Origin of the sequence: Coleofasciculus sp. A1-SPW-01 (genome assembly GCF_040217205.1) — a bacterium.
Taxonomy (GTDB): Bacteria; Cyanobacteriota; Cyanobacteriia; order Cyanobacteriales; family Coleofasciculaceae; genus Coleofasciculus; species Coleofasciculus chthonoplastes_A.
Map to the genome: position 1 here is coordinate 23,154 of NZ_JAVJNP010000109.1, position 21,469 is coordinate 44,622.

17 protein-coding genes are annotated in these 21,469 nt (G+C 44.5%); 8 read left to right on the forward strand and 9 right to left on the reverse strand.

Features of this window, described 5'->3' with window-relative positions; all coding sequences use genetic code 11:
* Window positions 1–18: 18 nt before the first annotated feature.
* From RH949_RS16400 to RH949_RS16420, 5 genes are all read right to left on the reverse strand, one after another.
* Window positions 19–3,987: a tetratricopeptide repeat protein gene (locus RH949_RS16400; protein WP_446354567.1), complete on the reverse strand. Its 3,969-nt coding sequence runs from the start codon at window positions 3,985–3,987 to the stop codon at window positions 19–21.
* A gap of 38 nt (window positions 3,988–4,025) precedes the next feature.
* Entirely contained in the window at window positions 4,026–5,093 is a 1,068-nt protein-coding gene (locus RH949_RS16405; RefSeq protein WP_446354569.1) for a trypsin-like peptidase domain-containing protein, read from the reverse strand.
* Between the two features lie 229 nt (window positions 5,094–5,322).
* Entirely contained in the window at window positions 5,323–6,753 is a 1,431-nt protein-coding gene (locus tag RH949_RS16410; RefSeq protein ID WP_446354571.1) for an argonaute/piwi family protein, read from the reverse strand.
* Complete coding sequence (locus RH949_RS16415; RefSeq protein WP_446354573.1) at window positions 6,750–8,075, reverse strand: hypothetical protein; 1,326 nt, start codon at window positions 8,073–8,075, stop codon at window positions 6,750–6,752. Before RH949_RS16415 ends, RH949_RS16410 begins: the two co-directional genes overlap by 4 nt.
* A gap of 547 nt (window positions 8,076–8,622) precedes the next feature.
* Window positions 8,623–10,626 carry a serine/threonine-protein kinase gene (locus tag RH949_RS16420; RefSeq protein ID WP_006098743.1) on the reverse strand — a complete coding sequence of 668 codons (2,004 nt, stop codon included), beginning with the start codon at window positions 10,624–10,626 and terminating at the stop codon, window positions 8,623–8,625.
* Window positions 10,627–10,869: 243 nt separating this feature from the next.
* Here RH949_RS16420 and RH949_RS16425 point away from each other — a divergent pair, with 243 nt between their 5' ends.
* The 7 genes from RH949_RS16425 (at window position 10,870) to RH949_RS16455 (ending at window position 16,977) form a co-directional block, all read left to right on the forward strand.
* The gene (locus tag RH949_RS16425) at window positions 10,870–11,418 is read left to right on the forward strand and encodes an FHA domain-containing protein (protein WP_446354575.1); all 549 of its coding nucleotides are present in this window, start codon (window positions 10,870–10,872) and stop codon (window positions 11,416–11,418) included.
* Between the two features lie 193 nt (window positions 11,419–11,611).
* Entirely contained in the window at window positions 11,612–12,025 is a 414-nt protein-coding gene (locus RH949_RS16430) for a four helix bundle protein (protein ID WP_446354641.1), read from the forward strand.
* 157 nt (window positions 12,026–12,182) lie between these two features.
* Window positions 12,183–14,147: a mechanosensitive ion channel domain-containing protein gene (locus tag RH949_RS16435; protein ID WP_446354577.1), complete on the forward strand. Its 1,965-nt coding sequence runs from the start codon at window positions 12,183–12,185 to the stop codon at window positions 14,145–14,147.
* A gap of 80 nt (window positions 14,148–14,227) precedes the next feature.
* Window positions 14,228–14,446, forward strand: a complete 219-nt coding sequence (locus RH949_RS16440) for a hypothetical protein (RefSeq protein WP_446354579.1) — start codon at window positions 14,228–14,230, stop codon at window positions 14,444–14,446.
* 95 nt (window positions 14,447–14,541) lie between these two features.
* Complete coding sequence (locus RH949_RS16445) at window positions 14,542–14,736, forward strand: hypothetical protein (RefSeq protein WP_446354581.1); 195 nt, start codon at window positions 14,542–14,544, stop codon at window positions 14,734–14,736.
* A 71-nt stretch (window positions 14,737–14,807) separates the two neighbouring features.
* Complete coding sequence (locus RH949_RS16450; protein ID WP_446354583.1) at window positions 14,808–15,479, forward strand: response regulator transcription factor; 672 nt, start codon at window positions 14,808–14,810, stop codon at window positions 15,477–15,479.
* A 226-nt stretch (window positions 15,480–15,705) separates the two neighbouring features.
* Complete coding sequence (locus RH949_RS16455; RefSeq protein ID WP_446354585.1) at window positions 15,706–16,977, forward strand: sensor histidine kinase; 1,272 nt, start codon at window positions 15,706–15,708, stop codon at window positions 16,975–16,977.
* Window positions 16,978–17,153: 176 nt separating this feature from the next.
* Here the strand turns inward: RH949_RS16455 and thyX are convergent, their stop codons facing one another.
* The 4 genes from thyX to RH949_RS16475 all read right to left on the reverse strand — a co-directional run bounded on the left by thyX (window position 17,154) and on the right by RH949_RS16475 (window position 20,985).
* Entirely contained in the window at window positions 17,154–18,509 is a 1,356-nt protein-coding gene (gene thyX, locus RH949_RS16460; protein ID WP_446354587.1) for an FAD-dependent thymidylate synthase, read from the reverse strand.
* Between the two features lie 316 nt (window positions 18,510–18,825).
* Entirely contained in the window at window positions 18,826–19,407 is a 582-nt protein-coding gene (dcd, locus tag RH949_RS16465) for a dCTP deaminase (RefSeq protein ID WP_446354589.1), read from the reverse strand.
* 61 nt (window positions 19,408–19,468) lie between these two features.
* On the reverse strand, window positions 19,469–20,362 hold the full coding sequence (locus RH949_RS16470) for a hypothetical protein (protein ID WP_446354591.1): 894 nt from the start codon (window positions 20,360–20,362) through the stop codon (window positions 19,469–19,471).
* Window positions 20,363–20,448: 86 nt separating this feature from the next.
* Complete coding sequence (locus RH949_RS16475; protein WP_006098330.1) at window positions 20,449–20,985, reverse strand: P-loop NTPase family protein; 537 nt, start codon at window positions 20,983–20,985, stop codon at window positions 20,449–20,451.
* Between the two features lie 28 nt (window positions 20,986–21,013).
* Between RH949_RS16475 and RH949_RS16480 the strand changes: the two genes are divergently transcribed.
* Window positions 21,014–21,403, forward strand: coding sequence for a hypothetical protein (locus RH949_RS16480; RefSeq protein ID WP_446354593.1), 390 nt, complete (start codon window positions 21,014–21,016; stop codon window positions 21,401–21,403).
* The last annotated feature ends 66 nt before the right edge of the window (window positions 21,404–21,469 follow it).

Consider the following 21,469-nt stretch of genomic DNA (forward strand, 5'->3'; position numbering starts at 1 on the left):
GTCCTCTGCCTTCTGTTCTCAATTCGAGATTATCCTAACATTTTTAGCACAAGCTCCTTTGGCGGTTTGCTTGACTTCGACTTCAACAGGAGTACCTTTTGCCAACTTGGATAAACAGTGGGGATTGATATACCCTTCGCGAAAATAAATATTCCCACTGCCATCATCGGGGATAATATATCCCCAGTGATAACCTTGCTCGTGGTATTTGATAAATTTGACTGAACCTTGTTTAAATACAGGTTTAGCGGTTGGTTTGGATGGTGATGAGAGTCGCTCAGACAGATGCAGGAGTCGTTGGTTTTCTGGTGCAACAGCTAGCGCTCTTTGACAATAACGGATGGCTTCCTCACGTCGGTTTAGCTTAGTGAGAGCATAAGTCAATCGGCGAATTACAATCTGGAGTCCGCGAGGATTTTGCAAATGCTCATCAATGGTGAAACCTTTGTCAAATTCGACAATTGCCTGTTCTGTATCACCTTTGGCAAGAAAGGCTTGACCCATAGCTGTGTGAACTTTGGCGAGATGGGATGAGTCGTCTAGTTGTTCACCCAGTTTCACACTTGCTCGGAAATACATGAAAGCTAACTCGATTTTCTCTTCGATTCCCTGCTTGTAGAGTACCTGACCTAAACTATTCAGAATAATGGCTTGTCCGCGTTGGTCTTCCAGTTTCTGGGCTAAATCGTAGCTGTGGCGAAGAATTTTCTCAGCATCATGCCATTTCTGCTGGCGCTCTAGCACTCCACCTAAACTGTTTAATACCTTGGCTAAAGATTGAGGGTCATTTAATTCTTCTGAAATAGCTTGGCTGCGTCGGAGAATGTCCTCCGCTTCGTCTAAGCGCCCTTGTCGCTTTAGCACTTGACCTAAACTATGCAATACCATCACCAGATTATGTTGGTTGTCCAACTCCTCGCAGATAGCCTGACTACGCCGGAGAAATTGTTCCGCTTCGTCTAAGCGCCTGTGCTGCTGTAACCAGAAACACCCCTGCTCATGTAATACTACCGCCTGACTGGTGCGTGCGATCGCCCAATGTTGTTTATCATCAAGTTGTTTGTTAATCTCAGCACTACGTTGGAGAATTTCTACGGCTTCATCAAAGCGACCTTGATCAAGCAGCACCATGCTTAAGCTGTTAAGTGTTCTTGCTAAACTACTTTGGTTACCTAGCTGTTCCTCGATTGTGATAATGCGCTCAAGAGCATCGAGAGTCTCTGCAATCCGACCTTGCTCTCGTAGTAAGCCACTCAAACTACTCAGAGTCATTGCTAAACCACGTTGATTGCCTAAGTTATCCTCAATAGCAACAATACGATAGAGAGTATCGATAGCCTCTACAATCTGACCTTGTTCTTGTAGTAATCTACTGATACTACTAAGTCCCATGGTTAGACTCCGTGGGTCATCGATAGCTTGGCTTATTGCAACTACCTGTTGGAAAGCTTCGATAGCTTCATCAAGGCGTCCAAGCTGTTGGAATACTCCACCTAAGCAGTTAAGTCCAATTGCCATTTGGCGTTGGTCATCGATAGCTTGGCTGATTTCAATCCGACGTTGGAAAACTTGGATAGCTTCATCAAGGCGTCCAAGCTGTTGGAATACTCCACCTAAGCAGTTAAGTCCAATTGCCATTTGGCGTTGGTCATCGAGAGTTTGGCTAATCTCAACCCCCTGTTGGAAAGCTTGGATAGCTTCATTAAGCCGTTCTTGCTGTTGGAATACTCCACCTAAGCGGTTGAGTCCAATTGCCAATGAGATCTGGTCATTGAGAGTTTGGTTGATCTCAACTTCCCGTAGAAAAACTTCGATAGCTTCGTCAAGCTGTCCTTGCTGCTGTAACACTCCACCTAAGCAGTTAAGTCCAATTGCCAATGAGCGTTGGTCATCGATAGCTTGGCTGATCTCAATCTGACGTTGGAAAGCTTGGATAGCTTCATCAAACCGTCCTTGTTTTTGGAATACTAAGCCTAGACTATTGACTATTTTGCTGAGACTATGTTGATCGCCCAATTCCTCTTCAAGAAGATAGCAACGCTGGAGGATAGCTTCAGCTTGATCAAGAGATCCTTGCTGTCGTAAAACCCGACCTAAACTATCCAGGACATTCCGCAAGCTTTCTGAATCATCCAATGCTTCAGCAATGTCAACACAACGTTGCAGAGTATCCACAGCTTCATTAAACCGTCCTTGGCGCTGTAGTACATTACCCAACCGAGTCAGCCATTTTACCTGATAATGCTGACGAGTCTTTGGTTCCTCAATTCGGCTAAGGAATTCTGGAATCGGCTTTAGCACCTCCTCCGCTTTTAACAATTCACCTTGTAAAGATAAATATTTTGCCTGTCGCGTACAAAAAATGACAACAGTTTCCCAGTCTTGACAACGTTCTGCCAATACTTGAAATCCTGACATCAGCTCAATAGCCTGTTGCCAATAGCCATATTCTTCAAAAAATAAGTTAAGGAAATCGGCAAATGAATAATCGGCTGTTTCCTGTCGCTGTAACCACTGGGCTGCCAGAATAATGTCGTCTAAGTCCTCTGCTATTTCAGCCGCGATCGCTCGATTAGTGACTTCACTGGATTTCACCAATTCGATAAAAAACTGCCCGTGTCGTTCCGCCGCCACCTCTTGTAACTGGCGCGTTTCTGCCAATTCCTGAGCAAATAAGCGAATCAGGGGGTGAAAAACAAACCGATTTTCTCCTACCTCCGCATAATTAAGCAGGGAAAGTTGGTGAAGATAATCCAGATACTCTTGCGCTGTCCACTCGTCCTGACAATTCCCCACAACCATCGCCGTGCGTCGGGAAAACCCCTCCTTAGCACAAACACTCAGACAGGCAAAAAAGTCAATCTCATCTGGCTCAAGTAACTCTACACTTAAGGTTAACGAGGCAATTACATTTAACTCCTCGTCTCCTCGCACTTTCAGTCGAGTTAATCGCGTCTTTTCTTCCCGTAATGATGCGGCATAATCTGCCAAACTCCGCCGTTTTTGCCGCAATGCTGCACCGACAATTTGTAACGCTAGGGGTAAGTTCCCGACTAACTGAATAATTTCCCTCGCTGCTTCCTCCTCCGCCACCACCCGTTCTTCACCCAAAATCCGCTGCAGCAAAAGCCAGGAATCGGGTTCCGGAAGGGGAGGAAGGTCAATCGTACCTTCATCGGGGATATCTAAGGATAAAGGGAGATTGCGATCGCGGGTTGTAATAATTACGGCACATCGATTCCCACCTGGACGTAATACCTTAATCTTTGGCTGATCCGCATTATCAAAAATCAGCAACATCCGCCGATGAACAAACATTTCCTGCATAATTGTGGCAGCATCTCGCTCATCCTCCGGATCAAGTTCCGCCCCAATCCGGCGAACAAACTCCCGCGCAATAGTATCCACATCCTTCCCATTCACCTGTATCCCAATCACCCCATCGGGGAACTCCCCGCGATACTGGGTAGCAAAGTGACAAGCGAGGGCTGATTTACCAATTCCCCCCGCACCCGCTAACCCAACAATGCTGCACAGTTTTGACCCTTGGCGCTGGAGGAGTAAATCTTCGAGTTGTTGCAATTCTTGCTCTCGCCCGGTAAATGTGGAGACATCAAGCTGGGGTAAGATGAAAGGAATGGAGGATGATTTTTGGCGATTAGATTCACCTCGGAACTCGTACTCCCATCCCTGATCATTCAAAGCGTTAATATCGGCAATTAAACACCTGAGTTTTTGTTGATCCTCTAGACCAATCCACTCAATTTCCACCAGATTATTCAGAAATGAAAGCAACTCACTCTTTCCTTCCGAAATCAGCAGTTCGACGAGTTCCGTAAAAAAGACAAAATTATTGCTATTGTCCCACTTAATTTTGCTGCTTAGGCGTTCAAACCCCAGGTAAGCCAAGAGTGCTTTACGTTCTCTCACGATTTGAGTGGTTGGCATTCTCACCAAAAACCGTAATAGTTGGGGCTTGAGTTTCATCACTAACAGCTATTCCAGACAGTCTTTGGGCTTCAGGATTAAGCTGTTGCCCCTGAACGAATCCGTTCTGCCAGTTCCGGAGGCAAATCAGCGAGAATCCTACTTACCAGTATGCCTTCATTCCGAAAATAACGGTGTTGTGTAGTCGGTTCGAGAATATTTCCCCCCGCATGATGCAGGGCGACGACATCCCATCGATCATTAAATACAGGTGAACCCGAAGAACCATTTAACGTAGACGTGACATACTGAACCACATCTCCCCCTAAATACTCAACAAAATTATTTTGAAGGGAAATCTGTTTCGGTTGACCCAATGGATGCTGAATAATATTAACCCGTTCCCGCCGCCGAATTGTTGTCTCCACCAAGGATAACCATCCCCATTGAGTCCCCGGTTCTCCAACCAATTGCACCAAAGTATAATCTAAAGCCGAGTTTGTCTGAAAAATCCCATCAACCTGAGCGCGATATTCATCGGTTTGTTGTGCCTCTCCCTGAAAATTTTCCTCATAATTAAACCGAAAAATCGTATGGGGTAACAAATCAGCACGGGGGAGAACATGATGATTCGTCAACAGCAAATCCGCCCCGATTAAAAACCCCGATCCCGACCAATTTCCTTGAGGACTGCGAACCCCAATATACGCCACAGAACGCGCCACATTTATTCCCTGTTGAAGAAACGCGATCGGACGCAGCGTACTTTCCCCAATAATCTTCTCAAAAATATCTGTAGGCGTTTCTCGACCTTGCCACTGATCAATCGGCGGTAATGTGGCAATCGGCGTCATCATTTCATAGTCAGTTAAAAGTCGATCAACAAACTGCTGTTGCTGCACACCAACAATATTAAAAGTCTTGAGAGCATTCAAGAACACACCCAACGCCTCACGGTCATAACTCAAGCGCCCATAATTCAACAAATTAGTGATAATTTCACTAATCGCAACAAACGGAGAACCCGAAAGATCCAGCCTTGGCAGCAATGGCGTCAAGCCCGCCTCTGCCAAGAATTGCCGACGCGATCGCTCATTACTCAGTTCGGGAATGTCTTTGAGCAGTGCAATTAATTGTTGACGGTCTTCATTTTTTAGGTTCATCATTTATATTGGGGTTATAGTAAAAATTTAATTATTTAAATTATCCTAACTTAATTGTTGCACTTTTGTCAGTAAGTTACGCCTTTTTTGCTATGGTGATTAAATTGGCTGCTACACAAAGTTGCATCCGCTTGACAAGGACTGAATTATAACGAGAGAGGCTTCACAATCTATTCTTTAATCTCTGGCAAAGACATGGAGGTAGTCTAAGTAATGTTGGTGTTTATAGGAATTACATATAAAAGCTGTAACTTATCTGCGGATTATCATCAGGACTTAAATATTTCATCACTTGTCCCACTTTTCTAGCACATGCTAATGTAATTGGATACTTGCCATCAAATTGAGTATTATTCCAATTCATTTTTGTCAAACCCAAAATTTCTTGGCAAATTACACCAGGAGATTCATCTGACCTAACAATGCGAATTTCAAGGGGTTGTGGAATATATTTTCCTGGATACGTTCTGTAGTATTCCACTGCACCACGAGTATAGAGGAGATGATTAGCTTCATCAAATTCCAGATGCATACCTCGGTAAGGCGGATATTCCTTCCCACGCAACAGGCGCAGTTCGCTATCAAGAATCGTTACAAAATCAATCTTACGAATCCGCATTTCCTCAGCCGTGGACTCAAACCCAGCCAATTCTTCATCACTATAGTTTGAGGATTTATGCAGGACAATCCGTGCTGGAGACGTATCCATTGCCATTTCATATTCAGTCAAAGCACGTTTTAAAAGTTGATCGGCTTGATCGGCTTGCAAATGAGGTCTTCGATCACGTTTATCGATATCAACTGGCGTACCTCTAAGAATAACATTATTGCCTAACTCATCAAATATTTGAGCCAAACTCGTATTGAGTATCTGGCGATCGCGACTTCGATAAAAGCTAATCCCAATAAAACATACTGATGGTCGATTGATGTTGGTTGAAAGTTTCCAAGGAACCGTCTGATTCGTTTTGTAATACAAAGCCGTACAAAAATTCCAAGCTTTTGTTGCCTCATCTTGTTGACCTTTGAGATTCGACTCTAAGGAAACCTCTCTGACAAGTTGCAAGGGTTTACCAAGATGCATGGCTCTGGCTTTTAGGGCGCGTCTAAAGTTTGCCTCTAAAATATCATCATGTTGCTCTTGATCATTCTCTAAGCTTTCCTCTCTAGAAACCACTTTGGGTTTATAAATTTCATCATAGAGTTTAGTCGGTACAATGCAGACGATTACATCAACGACGCGGTTTTGAGCTAAAAATTTAGCTTGGCGATAGTACAGAGCAACGGCTGCATCAATTCGTTCATTCCAATCCTGAATCCGAATGACTTCATTGATATCCGAATAATTTAATGTTCGAGTAATCTGCTCGTCAATAACAAGGCTAGATTTAAATCCAAAGTCGGGTTTAAAGCCACAAAACGGAGCAAACAAATTAGGTTGGCGACTATCCGGTTTAGAAGGAATAGGTTGTGAACATTTTTCTAGCCAAGAATACAACTTGGATAGCGTATCGCTAGTCCCGACAGCACCAACTAAGACTCGCTCACGTCTAATTTTAAGTTTGGTATCATAAACATCATAATTAGCAATGCCTGCTCTCGGACAAACGTGAGAGTCTCGACCAAATTCTAGCAATGGTTCTCTAATATAGTGCAATTTCATATCTCTAACCGCAACTCCATTTGCTGCCAATTCTCGGTATTAACGCTGTCATTCTTCGATGTTTTAGGATTCCACGCATCATCATCAAGTGAGGGAGCATTGTCAAAAGTAATCAGTTCGCCAAACTTCAAGAAAGGATAAGATGCTCTTTTAATAAATAAATCTGACGGTTTCTCATTTTTTAAGAATGCTGTAATAAAACGCAGATGGTTGTAAATATTTTTGTCATGTTCATGCCGCTTCAGCCAATCGAGTTTATCCTTAGCATAAAAAGATCGTCGATAGCCGTCAAAACTAAAAAACCAATCTGGAATAATAACAAGATACCACTTTTTGCCAAACCGTCGATATCTTGTACGAAAAGCAAAGTGCTTGCAATACAAGATTTCATTAGGCTTATTATCTTTCATGAATCGCTTATAAACCATGCGGGTTTCTTTCTTATTACTATACCACTCCTCTTTGCGAATCGCCGCACCATCGACATCGACAAAAATGAATAGTTTTTCTCGATGTTGCCAGAGGACTTGCTGATGGTATAATTTTTGCTGCAAACATCGACGCAACAAGGATTTAAAAACTTTATCATTATTATCATCCATTTCGTAAAAATCTTGAGAATTAAGGACGGTTGTTGTGCTGCGATTAATAATTGCTGTTAGTGGCAGATCACCCTTTGTTAAATCATAAAAGGTCACAAGTTTTCCTTCATGACAAACCCAATCAACGCCAAATGCCAATCCTGCCTGTTCTAAAGCTGAACGAACAACATCTCGTGCCGATGCATTTTTTTGAAGTTTTAGTTTATAATTTGTGGAGTTTTGAATGATTTTATCTCGATCAACCCTTAAGTCTGAGATGTATATTTTTTTAGGCAATAATAATTGCAATAGATTCAAATAAAGTTTTTCATTATTTTGACTATCTGGTAAACTGTAATTTTCATTGTTAACCGGATTTTCTTGTCCTTGCCATCTATCAACTGCAGGTAATTCAGCGATTGGTGTCATCATTTCATAGTCAGTTAAGAGTCGATCAATAAACTGCTGTTGCTGCACACCAACAATATCAAAAGTCTTGAGAGCATTCAAGAACACACCCAACGCTTCACGGTCATCATTCAAACGCCCGTAATTCGACAACTTAGAGAGAATTTCACTAATAGCCATAAACGGAGAACCCGAAAGATCCAGCCTTGGCAGCAATGGAGTCAAACCCGCCTCTACCAAGAATTGCTGACGCGATCGCTCGTTACTGAGTTCGGGAATATCTTTGAGCAGTGCAATTAATTGTTGGCGGTCTTCATTTTTTAGGTTGATCATTTATATCTGGGCTATAGTAGAGATTATTCGGCGATTATTTCAATCATTTTAACGGAGATATTGTATCTTTGTTAGTAAGCCACACCACCCGATAATGAGTTCAATGTCCTGTCACAAAGCTATGTACTCTAATCAATGCTAGTGTCTATATACAAGTTGATCTAGTTTAGACAATTGCGCGATCGCTCCGGCTTGTAGTAGGGAACCTTAGCCTAGATTCTGTTGAGTTGAGCGAAGTCGAAACCAAACCTACAACATATTCCACAATTTTAGCTGTGTCACGCCACTACAATTGACTTTATGATGGGGTTGAGTAAAGGGCGACCCGATCACATTGAGTGGAGGGGCGTTGTTAATTGATGCAAGCGGGTCGCCCCTACCGTTTAGACTAAAGGTGATAGGCTCCTAGATAATCAAAATTCAAATTATAAATTATATCTTTTAACCCGTTTTAACGGGTTTTAGCTTTTAGCCCGTAGACGCGGAGCGGCTTCTCAAAGAGTACTTTAGTTCCGGGCTTCTTCTAACCCCCGGTAAAATAGAGGTTTCATTTTTTCGCCTCGGCTGCGATTAACATGGTTGCAGCATATTCATTATTGGGTTGAATTTCCAGCGCCTTTTTTAGAGACGCGATCGCGTCATCATACCGTTCCAATTCCATATAGGCTTCGGCTTTGTTAATCCAGGCGTTGGCGGAATTGGGTTTAAGCTGAATGGCGCGATCAAGAATAGGAATCGCTTTCTCCGGTTGACCTAATAAAATTAAAGCAACACCTTGATTAATCCAGGCTTCGGCAAAATCTGGCTTCAGGGTTGTGGCTTTTTCGTAGAGGTTTAGCGCTTCTTGGTGTCTTCCTAACTGATCTAATGCTGCGCCTTTACTCCACAAGGCTTCAGGATAATCAGGATTAATGGCTAAAGCGCGATCGCACGCCTGAATCGCTTCTTGGGGACGCTGCTGGGTGTTTAAATCATAGCAGCGTTGCCAATGGGTTTTGGCGTTGGCGGTATTAGGGGAAGGAGAAGCCGATGGAACGGGTGATGGTGTTGGCTGAACCTTGGTTGGCTTTGGCGCTAGGGGAGTTGGTGTTGGCGTTGCGGGTTTGGGGGGTGCAGGATTTTGAGTGACTGGGGGTGACTTTTTCACAGAAGGGGAAGGAGTTGATTCCGGTGAAGGAACAGGAGACGGTTGTTCACCTGTTTTTGGTGTATCAGGAGTAGGCTGTTCAGAGGTAGGTGATTTTGAGTCTGAACTGGGATTCGTTGTTGTCTCTTCGGTGGGGGAAGAGTCAAGGGATGATGTGGGCGATGGTTGAGTTGCAGAGTTCGCAGAATTAACAGTTAACTCCTGACTCTGATTCGTCGTTTTGCTGGTAAACTGCGGAATCAGCCGTGTTGTCGCGACTCCAGCCGTTCCGCCGACAATGCCTAAAATTGCTACAACCCACCAAAGATTAAGCCCTCGTTTTGGGTTTGAACCCGGTGTAACGATTGTGGGAACCGAACTCCCTGATGCGGGTTGGGAATTCCGCCAGGTTTCGGGTAACTGAGTACTACTGGTGGTTGATGGGGATGGAGTTGGAGGATGAGTGGGTGTCCAAATCTGAGTTGAGGTTGATCCCGGAATCGATGCTGTGGTGTCTGAGGAATCGGGTAATCGTTGCGTTGTATCGGAGGCTGGAATATCGCTGGATAGACGTTGCAGGGCGTTTAAGGCTTCGGTAGCAGTTTGATAGCGATCGCGGAAATCATACCGGATCATCTGATCCAGAATTTCAGCCAAGTTGAGACTAACATGAGGGGCTAAATCACGCCACTGAATTTCCCCCGTCTCTGGATTTTCCCGCAGCAATCGAGGATGTGTCCCGGTTAAGGCTTGAATCCCTAATAGACCCACCGCATACACATCACTACTAAACCGGGGTTGTCCACCCAACTGTTCTTTAGGAACATAGCCTTGAGTACCAATGGAAATGGTTAAATTAGTTTGTCCCGATTGAGGATGACTAAATTGGGTGGTGACTTGCTTTACCGCACCAAAGTCAATCAAGACAATTTTGCCATCCGGCTGGCGGCGAATCAGATTAGAGGGTTTGATATCGCGATGAATGACATTTTGCTCATGGACATACGCCAAAACCTGGAGAATATCCTGTAGTAGGGCAATGGTTTTAGATTCTAACCATTGTTGACCTTTTTTCAATTCCTGGGTGAGGGGATTGCCAAGAATTAATTCTTGTGCTAAATAAAATTCCTGATTCTCTTCAAAATGTGCCAGCAGCCGGGGAATTTGGTCATGATTACCCAGTTGATAGAGAACTTGAGCTTCGGTGTCAAATAGGCGTCTAGCGGTTTCTAGGCTGGCGGGGTCAGTGGTTTTCGGTTTAAGTTGCTTAATCACACATTGAGGGTGTCCAGGTAAGTGGAGATCTTGCGCCAGAAAGGTTTGACCAAATCCACCTATTCCTAGTTGACGCTCGATTTTATAGCGTCCACCGAGGGGTTGATCCGTATTCGTGGATTGAAAGCGACGGAAAAGATTGAAACTCATACCCTACCCCTCGTTACAGGAAAACTGCATCCTTAACCTATTATCGTAATTATTTTTAACGATATGATTTTGATAGGAATCAAATCATCATCACCGTTATCAAAAATCCTTTACCCGATTGTTGAATCGACGACCCAAAAAACTTGACGTGACAACAGGCATTGCAGTTTCGGTGAATGCCTGCACGATCACTCAAAAAACGGGAACCATTACTATAGCAGGTGTTCGAGGTCTACCACGTCTATGTATATTCAATTAACCTGGGAAGATCCAGAAATGGGGGAAGTCAAGCGATCGCTCTTAGCTGCACCGATCGCGATCGGTCGAGAATTGGATCAAATGCCAGAGTATTGGGGAGGAGAGTCGGTATCTCGGTTAGAACTGGCTAACCCAGAGATCTCCCGGTTTCATGTCCTGATTACGGTGGCAAATAACCAAATTTATATTACCGATCAACGCAGTGCTAACGGTACCTTTCTGAATGGGCGACCCCTGCGTCAAGCCAATCAACCGATTTCGTTTAAAGATACCCTACGGATGGGTCCCTATAAAATGACCGCCACCTTAGTCCACAGTAATGACCTGAACGCCACCGCCCAGAGTCCCAATGTAGCCAGTTTTAAACCGTCGGTGAAGTCTATCCCCCAAAAGAAAGTAGTGATCTGGGCGATTGGGATCGGCGTTCTCTTGTTAACCACATTTGGCGCCTGGGCAGTAGCCAGCACTATTTTAGAGCGATCGCGCCCTCAACAGTCGCCTACAGCGCCGTCTAGCAGTAGTCTGGTGAAATGAAGCGGGGGGAGCGGGGGAAGCGGAGGGAGTTGGGAAGGAGTAACTTAGAGTTGATTTTGAGTAGTATAGCAACCGCCATAGCGGTTAGGACACATCATTTATGTAGAGACGCGCCATGGCGCGTCTCTACAATGGTGCCGAAAGTCCTAATCGATGTGTCTACTGCTATAAGTATTGGGTTGAGTCGAGAAAGATGAGTAGAAACCTATTGAAAAGTCATAGAGATTTAGAAATTTATAAGATGGCGTTTGATTCAGCAATGATAATTTTTGAGTTATCCAAAAAATTTCCTGTAGAGGAGCGATATTCTTTAACTGACCAGATTCGTCGTTCTTCTCGCTCAGTTTGTGCCAATCTAGCAGAAGCATGGCGTAAAAGACGATATGAAGCTGCTTTCATCGCTAAACTAAATGACTGCGAAGCAGAAGCGGCTGAAACTCAAACTTGGATAGAGTTTGCTGTTAAATGTAGCTATATGGATATTCAAGTCGGTCGAGAAGTTTATGGAACGTACAACCAAGTTTTAACAGGTTTCGTCAACATGATCAACAATCCTTCACCCTGGCTTATGAAGCATCAAATTTATCCAATTAATTTACCCAATTAGTGATTTCTTAAATCCGGCGCTAGTAGTCATTTGTGAAAATAACCCATCCCTAAAAATGCTCCCTCAGCTCCCCCAGCTCCCCCGGCTCCCCCGGCTCCCCCAGCTCCCGCTCCCTCTAAAACGTTGGCTCCCTCTAAAACGTTGGCGGTTTATCCTGTTGGCATTGCTGACGCTACTGCTGACGCTGAACCCATTTCCCAGCTTTGCCCAAACCTCCCCAACCAATCATAATGACAAAGCACCCATCGTGCTAGATGGTCGCGTTTTACTACAGGTAAGAAGTTTAAATAATAACTATACAGCCGAAAATCGGGCAAAGCGGATTAACGATATTTTGGCGCAAGCGGTGCAATCCTCTCAACCTGTCAGCGTTGAAGTGAATCAGACAGAGGATCAAACCACCCTAACTATTCCTTCCTTGCTTGAGTCAGACCATTTACTCACTGTAACCGATAAGGATGTCCTACCAGAACTAACGGCTCTTCAGCAAGCCCGAATTTGGCAGAGAATTCTGGAAAAGGCATTTGTGCAAGCCCAATTTGAGCGATCGCCCGCCTATATTCGTCAGGCGTTAGGCTTTGTCCTTGGGGCGATACTGGTTGCGATCGCCATTCATCTGGGTTTACTGTTTCTAGGAAAATGGGTATCTCATCGCTTGAGAGTGTGGCTAGGACAACCCACCTCCTCATTTCACGCCTGGGAAGATCCCGCCCAATTCATGGTACGCCTTGCCCGACTAGGGTTACAGGGCGGATTATGGATCGCGATCGCCTATTATGTGACCGATTTGTTTCCCGCCAGTCGGATTTGGCGCTATGAGTTATTTGATTTTATCGCTAAGGTTTTTGATATTCTCAATGCGCCAGTGATTAGCTTAGGTAGTAGTAAATATTCTGCCCTAGAATTACTATTGCTTTTGGGCTTAACTGTTGGCTTGTGGTTTGCGGTTAGTTCTCTGACTAAGCTGTTTAAATCCTATGTCTTAGCCCACACCGGGGCTGAACCCAGATTGCAAGAGGTGATTACTGTCCTCACTCAGTATGTTCTCACCTTTCTCGGATGGATTGTCCTGTTACAAATTTGGGGTTTAGATGTTGGATCTTTAACCATTCTTGCCAGTGTCCTCGGTGTGGGGATTGGGTTTGGGGTTCAGAATATTGCCAATAACTTTATTAGCGGGATTATTATTACCTTTGAACGCCCTATCCAAATCGGTGATTTTGTCAAAGTGGGTGATTTACTGGGAACCGTAGAACGCATCGGCGCACGCAGTACGGAGATTTGTACGTTAGATCAAGTCACCATTATCGTACCCAACTCCCGCTTTTTAGAGACTGAGGTAATTAACTGGAGTCATGGGAACCCGATTTCTCGGCTGCGGATTCCTGTGGGTGTGGCGTATGGTTCAGATATCGAGAAAGTGCAAACCGCCTTACTTGAAGCTATCAAAAATCATCCCGAAGTGCTGCTGCAACCGCCGCCTCAGGTATGGTTTCAGGGGTTTGGGGAGAGTTCCCTCGACTTTGATTTATTGGTGTGGACTGGAGAACCGAAGAAACAGTTTAAAGTTAAAAGTGATCTCAACTATCGGATTGAAGCCTGTCTGCGCCATCATAGGATTGAGATTCCCTTTCCGCAACGGGATTTACATCTGCGATCGCCTAAACTTGACGAAATTTTCAACCTGTTATTATATCGGGATGCATCAACATCGTCTCCTCGATCAATTGAGCCTGCGAATGAGAATCAATCCAACCATACTCCCCATTCTCAACCGCAAGACTCGCTCACGTCTACGACTGAGATATCCGGATCAGTATCCCGGACAATCACTCCAGCCAAAACCCTAACCGAGACAGAAATTGAAGCATTAGTTGCAGCGATGCGGGGTGTAGATGGTGTGGAAATAAAAGACCGCCGCTATCGAGGAAATCTTTATCCTCAATGCTTCATTGGTGCAGAAGCCGTGGAATGGCTAGCGCAACGGACTCAGAGTTCTCGACAAGAAGCGATTCGCATCGGACAAATTTTGATTGATAGTGGTATTATCCATCATGTTATTGATGATTATCCGTTTCAAGATGATTATTCATTTTATCGGTTTTATCGGGATGATTGCTGATGCCCAAACCGCTTAGACAATCCCCTTTATCCTTTATGACTTGAAGCTAGGGTATCGGATATCGGACTCATGACAGGGTGATGCCTAACCTAATTGCCCATTGCTTATTGCCCATTGCTTATTGCCCATTGCCTATTGCCCATTGCTTATTGCCCATTGCCCATTGCCCATTGCCCATTGCCCATTGCCTAGCGCGTAGCGCTATATGGCAAGACGGAAACTATTGGGCGGTTTTATCGAGTTTTTTACTTTTTGAGTTTACCTTGGCAGATGAACCCGAAAAATTCAGGGCTGTTTAAGGGTTTAACGGCGATTAACGCCAAGTAGAAACGTATAAGCAACTTGATTACCCCGGTAAGACGGTTGAATTTGGAAAATTTTAGGAGGTAATGCTGTGAAGCTGAAGATTATCGCTTTTTCACTGATGTTGGGTTTGACATCATTGCTGGGAGCTTGTCAGACTGATACAACTACACCTGATGAGACGGGTGTAGAAGAGCCAACTCCAGCAGAAGAAACTGAGGTTATGCCTGGAGAGGAAGAGGCTATGCCTGGAGAGGAAGAAGAAGACGGTGAGGCTACGCCCTAAACCTAGCTTGATCAGAAAGTGAACAGCTTACCTTGGGAGCGATAGGTCATATTAAGTAACAGGCGTCAGCGATGAGACTTTTACTCGTGGAAGATGATGAGCGCATTACCGATGCCCTAGAAGAAGATCTCACCGATCAACATTATGCGATCGATGTGGCGCATGATGGAGAGGAGGGGTTAAATCTCGCTGATTCTGTCACCTATGACTTAATTTTGCTCGACATTATGTTACCCAAAATCGACGGGATTGCACTTTGTCGGCGACTACGCTCCCAAGGCTGTAGCACTCCGATTCTGATGCTAACGGCTAAGGATACAATTACGGATAAGGTTGTGGGATTGGATGCCGGAGCTGATGACTATTTGGTTAAACCCTTTGACCTAGAAGAGTTATCAGCTCGCATTCGAGCCTTACTGCGTCGGGGTGTTTCAACCGCCCCCCCGGTGTTGGAGTGGGGCAAACTACGGTTAGATCCAAGTACCTGTGAAGTGTTTTATGAGGATAACCTCCTATCACTTTCACCCAAAGAATATTCGCTGTTAGAATTTTTCTTACGCCATGGTCGTCGTGTGTTTAGCCGCGCTCAAATCTTAGAACACCTGTGGCCCTTTGAGCGACTCCCGGAAGAAGCTACGGTGAAAGCGCATATCCGCAGTTTACGACAGAAACTTGAAGCTGGCGGCGCTCCCAGTGATTTGATTGAAACGGTTTATGGTTTGGGTTATCGTTTAAAACAATGATTGGTGATTGGGGAAGATTTATAATTTAAACCTTATAACTTAGTCAGGGCGGGTTTAGTGCAGTTAGAGATTTTATCCTCAACCTTATCGGTAAAACCAGCCCCTACAATCGGTCAGGGTGGGTTTTTAATAAATGTTATCATACATAGTGAAACGAAAGCACATAAACCAACCCCTACACAGTCAAAACTCAGACGTAGGATGCTACGTTTCTACCGTTATTAGAATGTTTCAAGGTTTACGCTGGCGTCTATTGTTGTCTTACCTAACTGTAATGGCAGCAATTTTGAGTTTCTTTGGCACGGGAGTTTATGTCTTTGTTAGCCGCAATCTTTATTACCAACTGGATAAAAAACTATTGACTCTAGCTCAAGCCGCTGCCGCCTCGTTTACGCCTGTGAAAATGAAGGGACCTCGATATCTGAATCAAGTGGATGCGGTTCCCTGGCGCGATATTTTTAATCGGGATCAGCAAAGCTTAGAATGGTTTGATGCCAAGGGTCAACTTTTGGCAAGTCGAGGCGCTCTAGAGTTGGACTCTCGACTCCGAGTCGGTTCTCAAACTCAAGAGGAAAAGCAAAAGCCCAGACAGGTTCGCACGTATACAATTTCTGTGTTTAAAGATGGCTCAACTCCTAATCAGCCCTCTCTAGAAGGGTATATTCGCGCCTCGCAATCGATGGAGGATATCCAAATTGTCCAACGTCAAATGCTGTGGGGATTGGGAATGGGCGGTGTTATGGGGTTAGGTTTAGTAGGTTTGGGCGGATTGTGGTTGACACAGAAAGCGGTGGAGCCAATTGAGCAAAGTTTTCAGCAACTTAAGCAGTTTACGGCGGATGCGTCTCATGAGTTACGCAGCCCTTTGATGGCGATTAAAGCATCGGTTGATGTGATGCGAAATCATCCGGAACGAATTCATCCCAAGGATGCGAAAAAGTTAGCGGCGATCGCGAGTGCTACGGATCAGATGAGTCACTTATCAGAAGACTTACTTTTTTTAGCGCGAAACGATAGTAAAGTGTCAACGCCTAGCCGTGACAAAAGTATAATATCTCTGAATCAGATTTTACAGAATTTGCTGGAGTTATTAGAACCGTTCGCCCAAGATAAAGAGGTGACACTCCAGTCTCAGTGGTTAGCAACAGTTTCTGTGGTAGGGGATGAATCACAACTGATTCGTTTATTTTGTAACTTGCTGGAAAATGCGATTCAATACACGCCGACTCAAGGGAAAGTAGATCTGATTTTAGCGAAAACTAATCGTTTTGCTATTGTGAGTGTTAAAGATACCGGAATTGGCATTGAGCGAGAACAATTACCCTTTGTCTTTGATCGCTTCTGGCGGGCGGACAAAGCCCGTTCTCGGCGCGAGGGGGGGACAGGTTTGGGTTTAGCTATTGCTGCTGCGATCGCCCAGCGTCATGGCGGGAAAATTACGGTGACGAGTGAAATTGGAGTAGGAAGCTGCTTTCAGGTGCGTTTACCTGCCGTGTAATACTAAATCCGCCTTTGTTACCTCCTTTTTGCCACGGCGATTAAAATCGCTGCTATACAAACAAAGTCCGCCTACGCGGACTAAATTATAACGGGGGTGGAAACCCGGATTTATTGGATTGTAGAGACGCGCCATGGCGCGTCTCTACAATCCATTCTGTTATCTGCCTTATTGTACTAGGGCGATAATTTAGCTTTTTTGGCACGGTTTTCTTTATACCATTGGGCGACAGCCGGAGCCCATTGTTCAAAATGTACATAGAGAAGCTCACAGAACTTCTGCGCCTCTAGTTGAGCATCTTTTTTCCATCGTAAGTCTAAAAGATGCATCAGCGATCGCATATTACAACTAAGGACAAAATTCTGTCTGGCGTCAAAGGGAATCAAGCCTCTAGCATGTTCTTCAGATAACCCTTCCTCGATTCGTTGCTGATACCGTTTACACGCCTCTAAACACCATTTTAGATCTTCATTCCGTTGGACTTCAGAATAGAAATAGCGCTTTCCCTGGCGGTTTGTATAGTTTCCCACAGGGCGCAGGTAAAATACCTCTTCGATGTCTTGCTTTCCTTGGGCAACATTAATAATTCTCTGTCCAGTATAGCGAAAGGAATTATGAACTACCATTCCATTAGCGACAAAATTATGCCATTGACCCTCTACCTCTAAATCATAGGTCTTATGCTCACCCAAATATTCAACCTTAGTAACCTTGACAGGGTGCGCCTTAATGTTAGTACCTGCAGACTGTCGCTGAGATTGCCATTGTGATGATTCTGTGTTACTAGCCACTGCTATACCATTACACATCACTGAGCAAGGCTTTGTGAGTTTAACAACACAGCCATCAGTAGATGTTATTAAACCAACTGCATCACCCATCGTCTGCCAACCTGCTGAGGTAAACAATCGATGATTTACCGTGCAATCGAGGGTTTTTCCATCAGCTAAAGTAACTCTGTAAACAGGCTGAATTCCACTGAATATGACATCTTTTATATGTCCCGTTTCAAATAAATTATTTTCTTCATTAAGAACCCGTAAATGCATTTTGCAGATGCTGTTTTTTCCTTCACATTGATAGTCTATAGACGGTTTTTCATTGATTCCCAGGATAGATTTTTGAGGAATGTTTTTTTCACCGTTCGTCCACCGTTCGTACAACTCTCCAATCGTTGTTCTGAGTTCTTTGGAAGTTTCGCCGTTATCGTTAACAAACGTTACCTGAGTATTAGCCACCAAACATTGAACGTCAAAGCTCACGCCAACTCTATGCGTGCGAACTTGCTGCATCATTGAGTGAGGAAAATAGCCAACATTAAATGTAATTTGGGGATGTTCTAAGCATCCATAATGTCCGCGATCGCCCGCCAACAAATGCTTAACAATTAGTTCACCTGACCGTTGTTCGGGGGGCCAGCGATCGCGGCTATTCCAAACATAATCTTCTGAGTAATCTTGGTGCATTGCTGCCCAAACCAATTGTTGCGGATTTGGTGTCGCTGCAATTACATCGATACAAAACCGTTCCACTTCGTTATTACCTCAATATAAATCCAAGCTTTATCTTATTGACAATAAATTTATCGGGTACACTCAAGCTTACCCCTAATAAGCTATTTGTTATTTAAATTTTAATGTCAATAATAGCGAAATCCTTGTATGTAGTGCGATCATTGTACTCGCTAAAATAATGGAATAGATTTTACCGTTGAATTGGGCGCAGGTCCTTGCGCCCCTACAGTTTTTGGACACAATTATCATCCATATTGATTTGGCGTGTCACGCCAATATAGACGAGATTATATCGTAATTATACCGGCTAAAACTTGCCCAAGTAATTATCATATCAAACTTTAGAAAAAACCACTTTTTCCGGCTGATCTTGATATTTACCCTTACGTTGCTCATAAGTCACCGAACATAGCTCTGATTCAAAAAAGAGCAATTGGACAATGCCCTCATTCGCATAAATCCGACAATCGGCGGGAGAACTATTGCTAACCTCCAAGGTTAAATGCCCCCGCCACCCTGCTTCAGCAGGAGTTAAATTGGCGATTATACCGGCTCTGGCATACGTACTTTTGCCAATACATAAGACGCTGACATTTTCTGGCACTTCAATACGTTCCAAGGCTACGCCAAGACCATAACTATGTCCAGGAAGAATAAAATAGTCTCCCTGTTGATCATGATGTAATTGAGTCGGTTCTAAGTTTTCTGGATTAAAGTTTTTTGGATCAACTACCGTACCCGGGATATGCCTAAAAATACGGAACTCCACGGGTGAAAGCCGGATATCGTAGCCAAAGCTGCTCAAACCATAGGAGATAACATTTAGCGTATCAACGCGACGCACTAACTTTGGCTCAAAAGGTATAATCATACCCTTGTCAGCCATTTGAGTTATCCAGGTATCGTTTTTAATCATCGCAGGTAATTATAGCCAGTTTAATAGGATAACCTAAATAGCCGCCAATTAACTGACTTTATTAGGAAGATTCAAAAAATTCACATAACAAAGGTACAACATTATCAAACCATCGCAGTTGCGCTCCACTCCAGGCATTCGTTTTAGAGGTGGCTAGCATGGCTCGCCCGTATGCTTTGCCTTTTTCGGTGAGTCGTCGCTCTCTGGAACCGGGTTTTGTCCATTCCTGAATGCCTAGTTCGTGGAGTGCGGCGTTGACTTGAGCGGCTTTAACGTTTCGTCCTAATTGCGCTGACACCTTCTCAGCCACTTGAGAGGCGATCATCCCCGATGGTTCCTCCTGGGAATGAGTGACTAAAAGCTGCTGCGCTTGATTAGCAGCACTGGCTAACGCCGGAAAACGCTGGCTGAGTACATTCAATTTCCAAGACGCGATCGCACGTTGATCTAATCCCGCTTCTTCTAACCATTTGGCGATTAACCGTAACCCCTGATCCAGTTGCTGGAGTTCATTATCCAGAGGGAATTCATCGGTTTGGGGTAATTGTGCGATCGCACCGTCGATGTCTTTGGGATAGGATGTCTCAACTGACTCTATCTCACTGGCGGGTTCAATCTGAAGAGTTTCTGGTGATGTAGAACGCGCTGCTTCCACCAAAGTCGTTGCTGTCTCATTTCCCGCATTGGCTTGATGTTGCCAAAATGCTACGGCTGCATCCCAAGATGATAACGCGATCGGTCTGGGTTTGTCCGGAACCACAGTCCTAACCGTTTCTGGCAACTCGTTTTCGTTGGATTTACAAAATTTTTGCGCTGTTCCCTTGCTTTTACCCACGACTTCGGCGATTTGCCTGTGGGTGAACAACAAACGCTGATCCTGAGCAGAGGTTAGCTGGTAACCAGAAACCTCAATGTTTCCAATCTGGAAACGAACCGCTCTCGCTTCCGCTGCCATGTCACTTTACCTTGAATGAGCGACAAAACACTTTCTTGTACAACATTGTACAGTCTTCCGGCATGGGCTTGGTTACCAAGCCCCTACTAAGGCTGGTGACTGCGACGAATTTCTGTAATTTGGTCAGCCACCTCCAAAAGTTCTGGGGGCATATCGGGTCCTGTGAGAATAATATCCACCGAACTGGGGCGACTTTCCAGAAATCTCAATACTTCACTGAGGGGGATTAAGCCGTAGTTGATGGCTAAACTCAATTCGTCAAGGACAACGACAGAGTATTTCCCCTCATACACCACCTGCTGAGTATGATGCCACAACTGCTTCAGGGATTTATGTTCTGCCTCATCTAACTCTGGGGTATCAATATATCGTGGCAAGTCACAGCGAATCCATTCTAAATACTGTCCTAACCGAATCGGATGCTGGTGTCCTTGACCAATACCCCCTTTGAGAAACTGAACCACCAGCACAGGTGTCCCCTGTCCAGCTATTCTCAAGCCTTGAGCTATCACATTGGTAAAAAAGCTGCGCTGGGAACTGGTAAAGACTTGCACCAGCCCTTCTAGGCTGTAGGTCAGGTGATGCGCTGAATTAAGGGTAGGAGTTTCTAACTGGGAAACCATAGTCAACAATTAAAGAGCAATGAATCTGATGGACACTGCTCAAGCCTTCCTTGATCAGTGTCTCATTTTGTCTAGCTTTTTGGCAGAACCCGCTTTTAACTATGTCGGAGCGATCGCCTTAGCTGATTTTATTCCACCGAATCCTTTTGGGCTGGGGATTCTAGCCGTTTACAACTTAACTCAAGTCCAACAAGTCCTCCCTTCTCTGTGCTCCCTGCCTACATTGTCACTGTATCACAAAATCTACAAGTACCTCAAGGAACCGAACCAGAAATTCAATCGATGCAGCGAACAAGATATAGCGTATTTTTTTCAGTGGCATCCCTCATCAAACACCATATCTACAAGTCCGTCAAGAGTGAGTCCTGGAGAATGTTCATCCACGGGGATTCATGGCAAAATGACGGTCAGTAGTTAGTAGCGTCAAAACCTGCCCAGATGCAAAGGATTTGTGCAACATTTATGACAGACTTGTCCAGGCTAG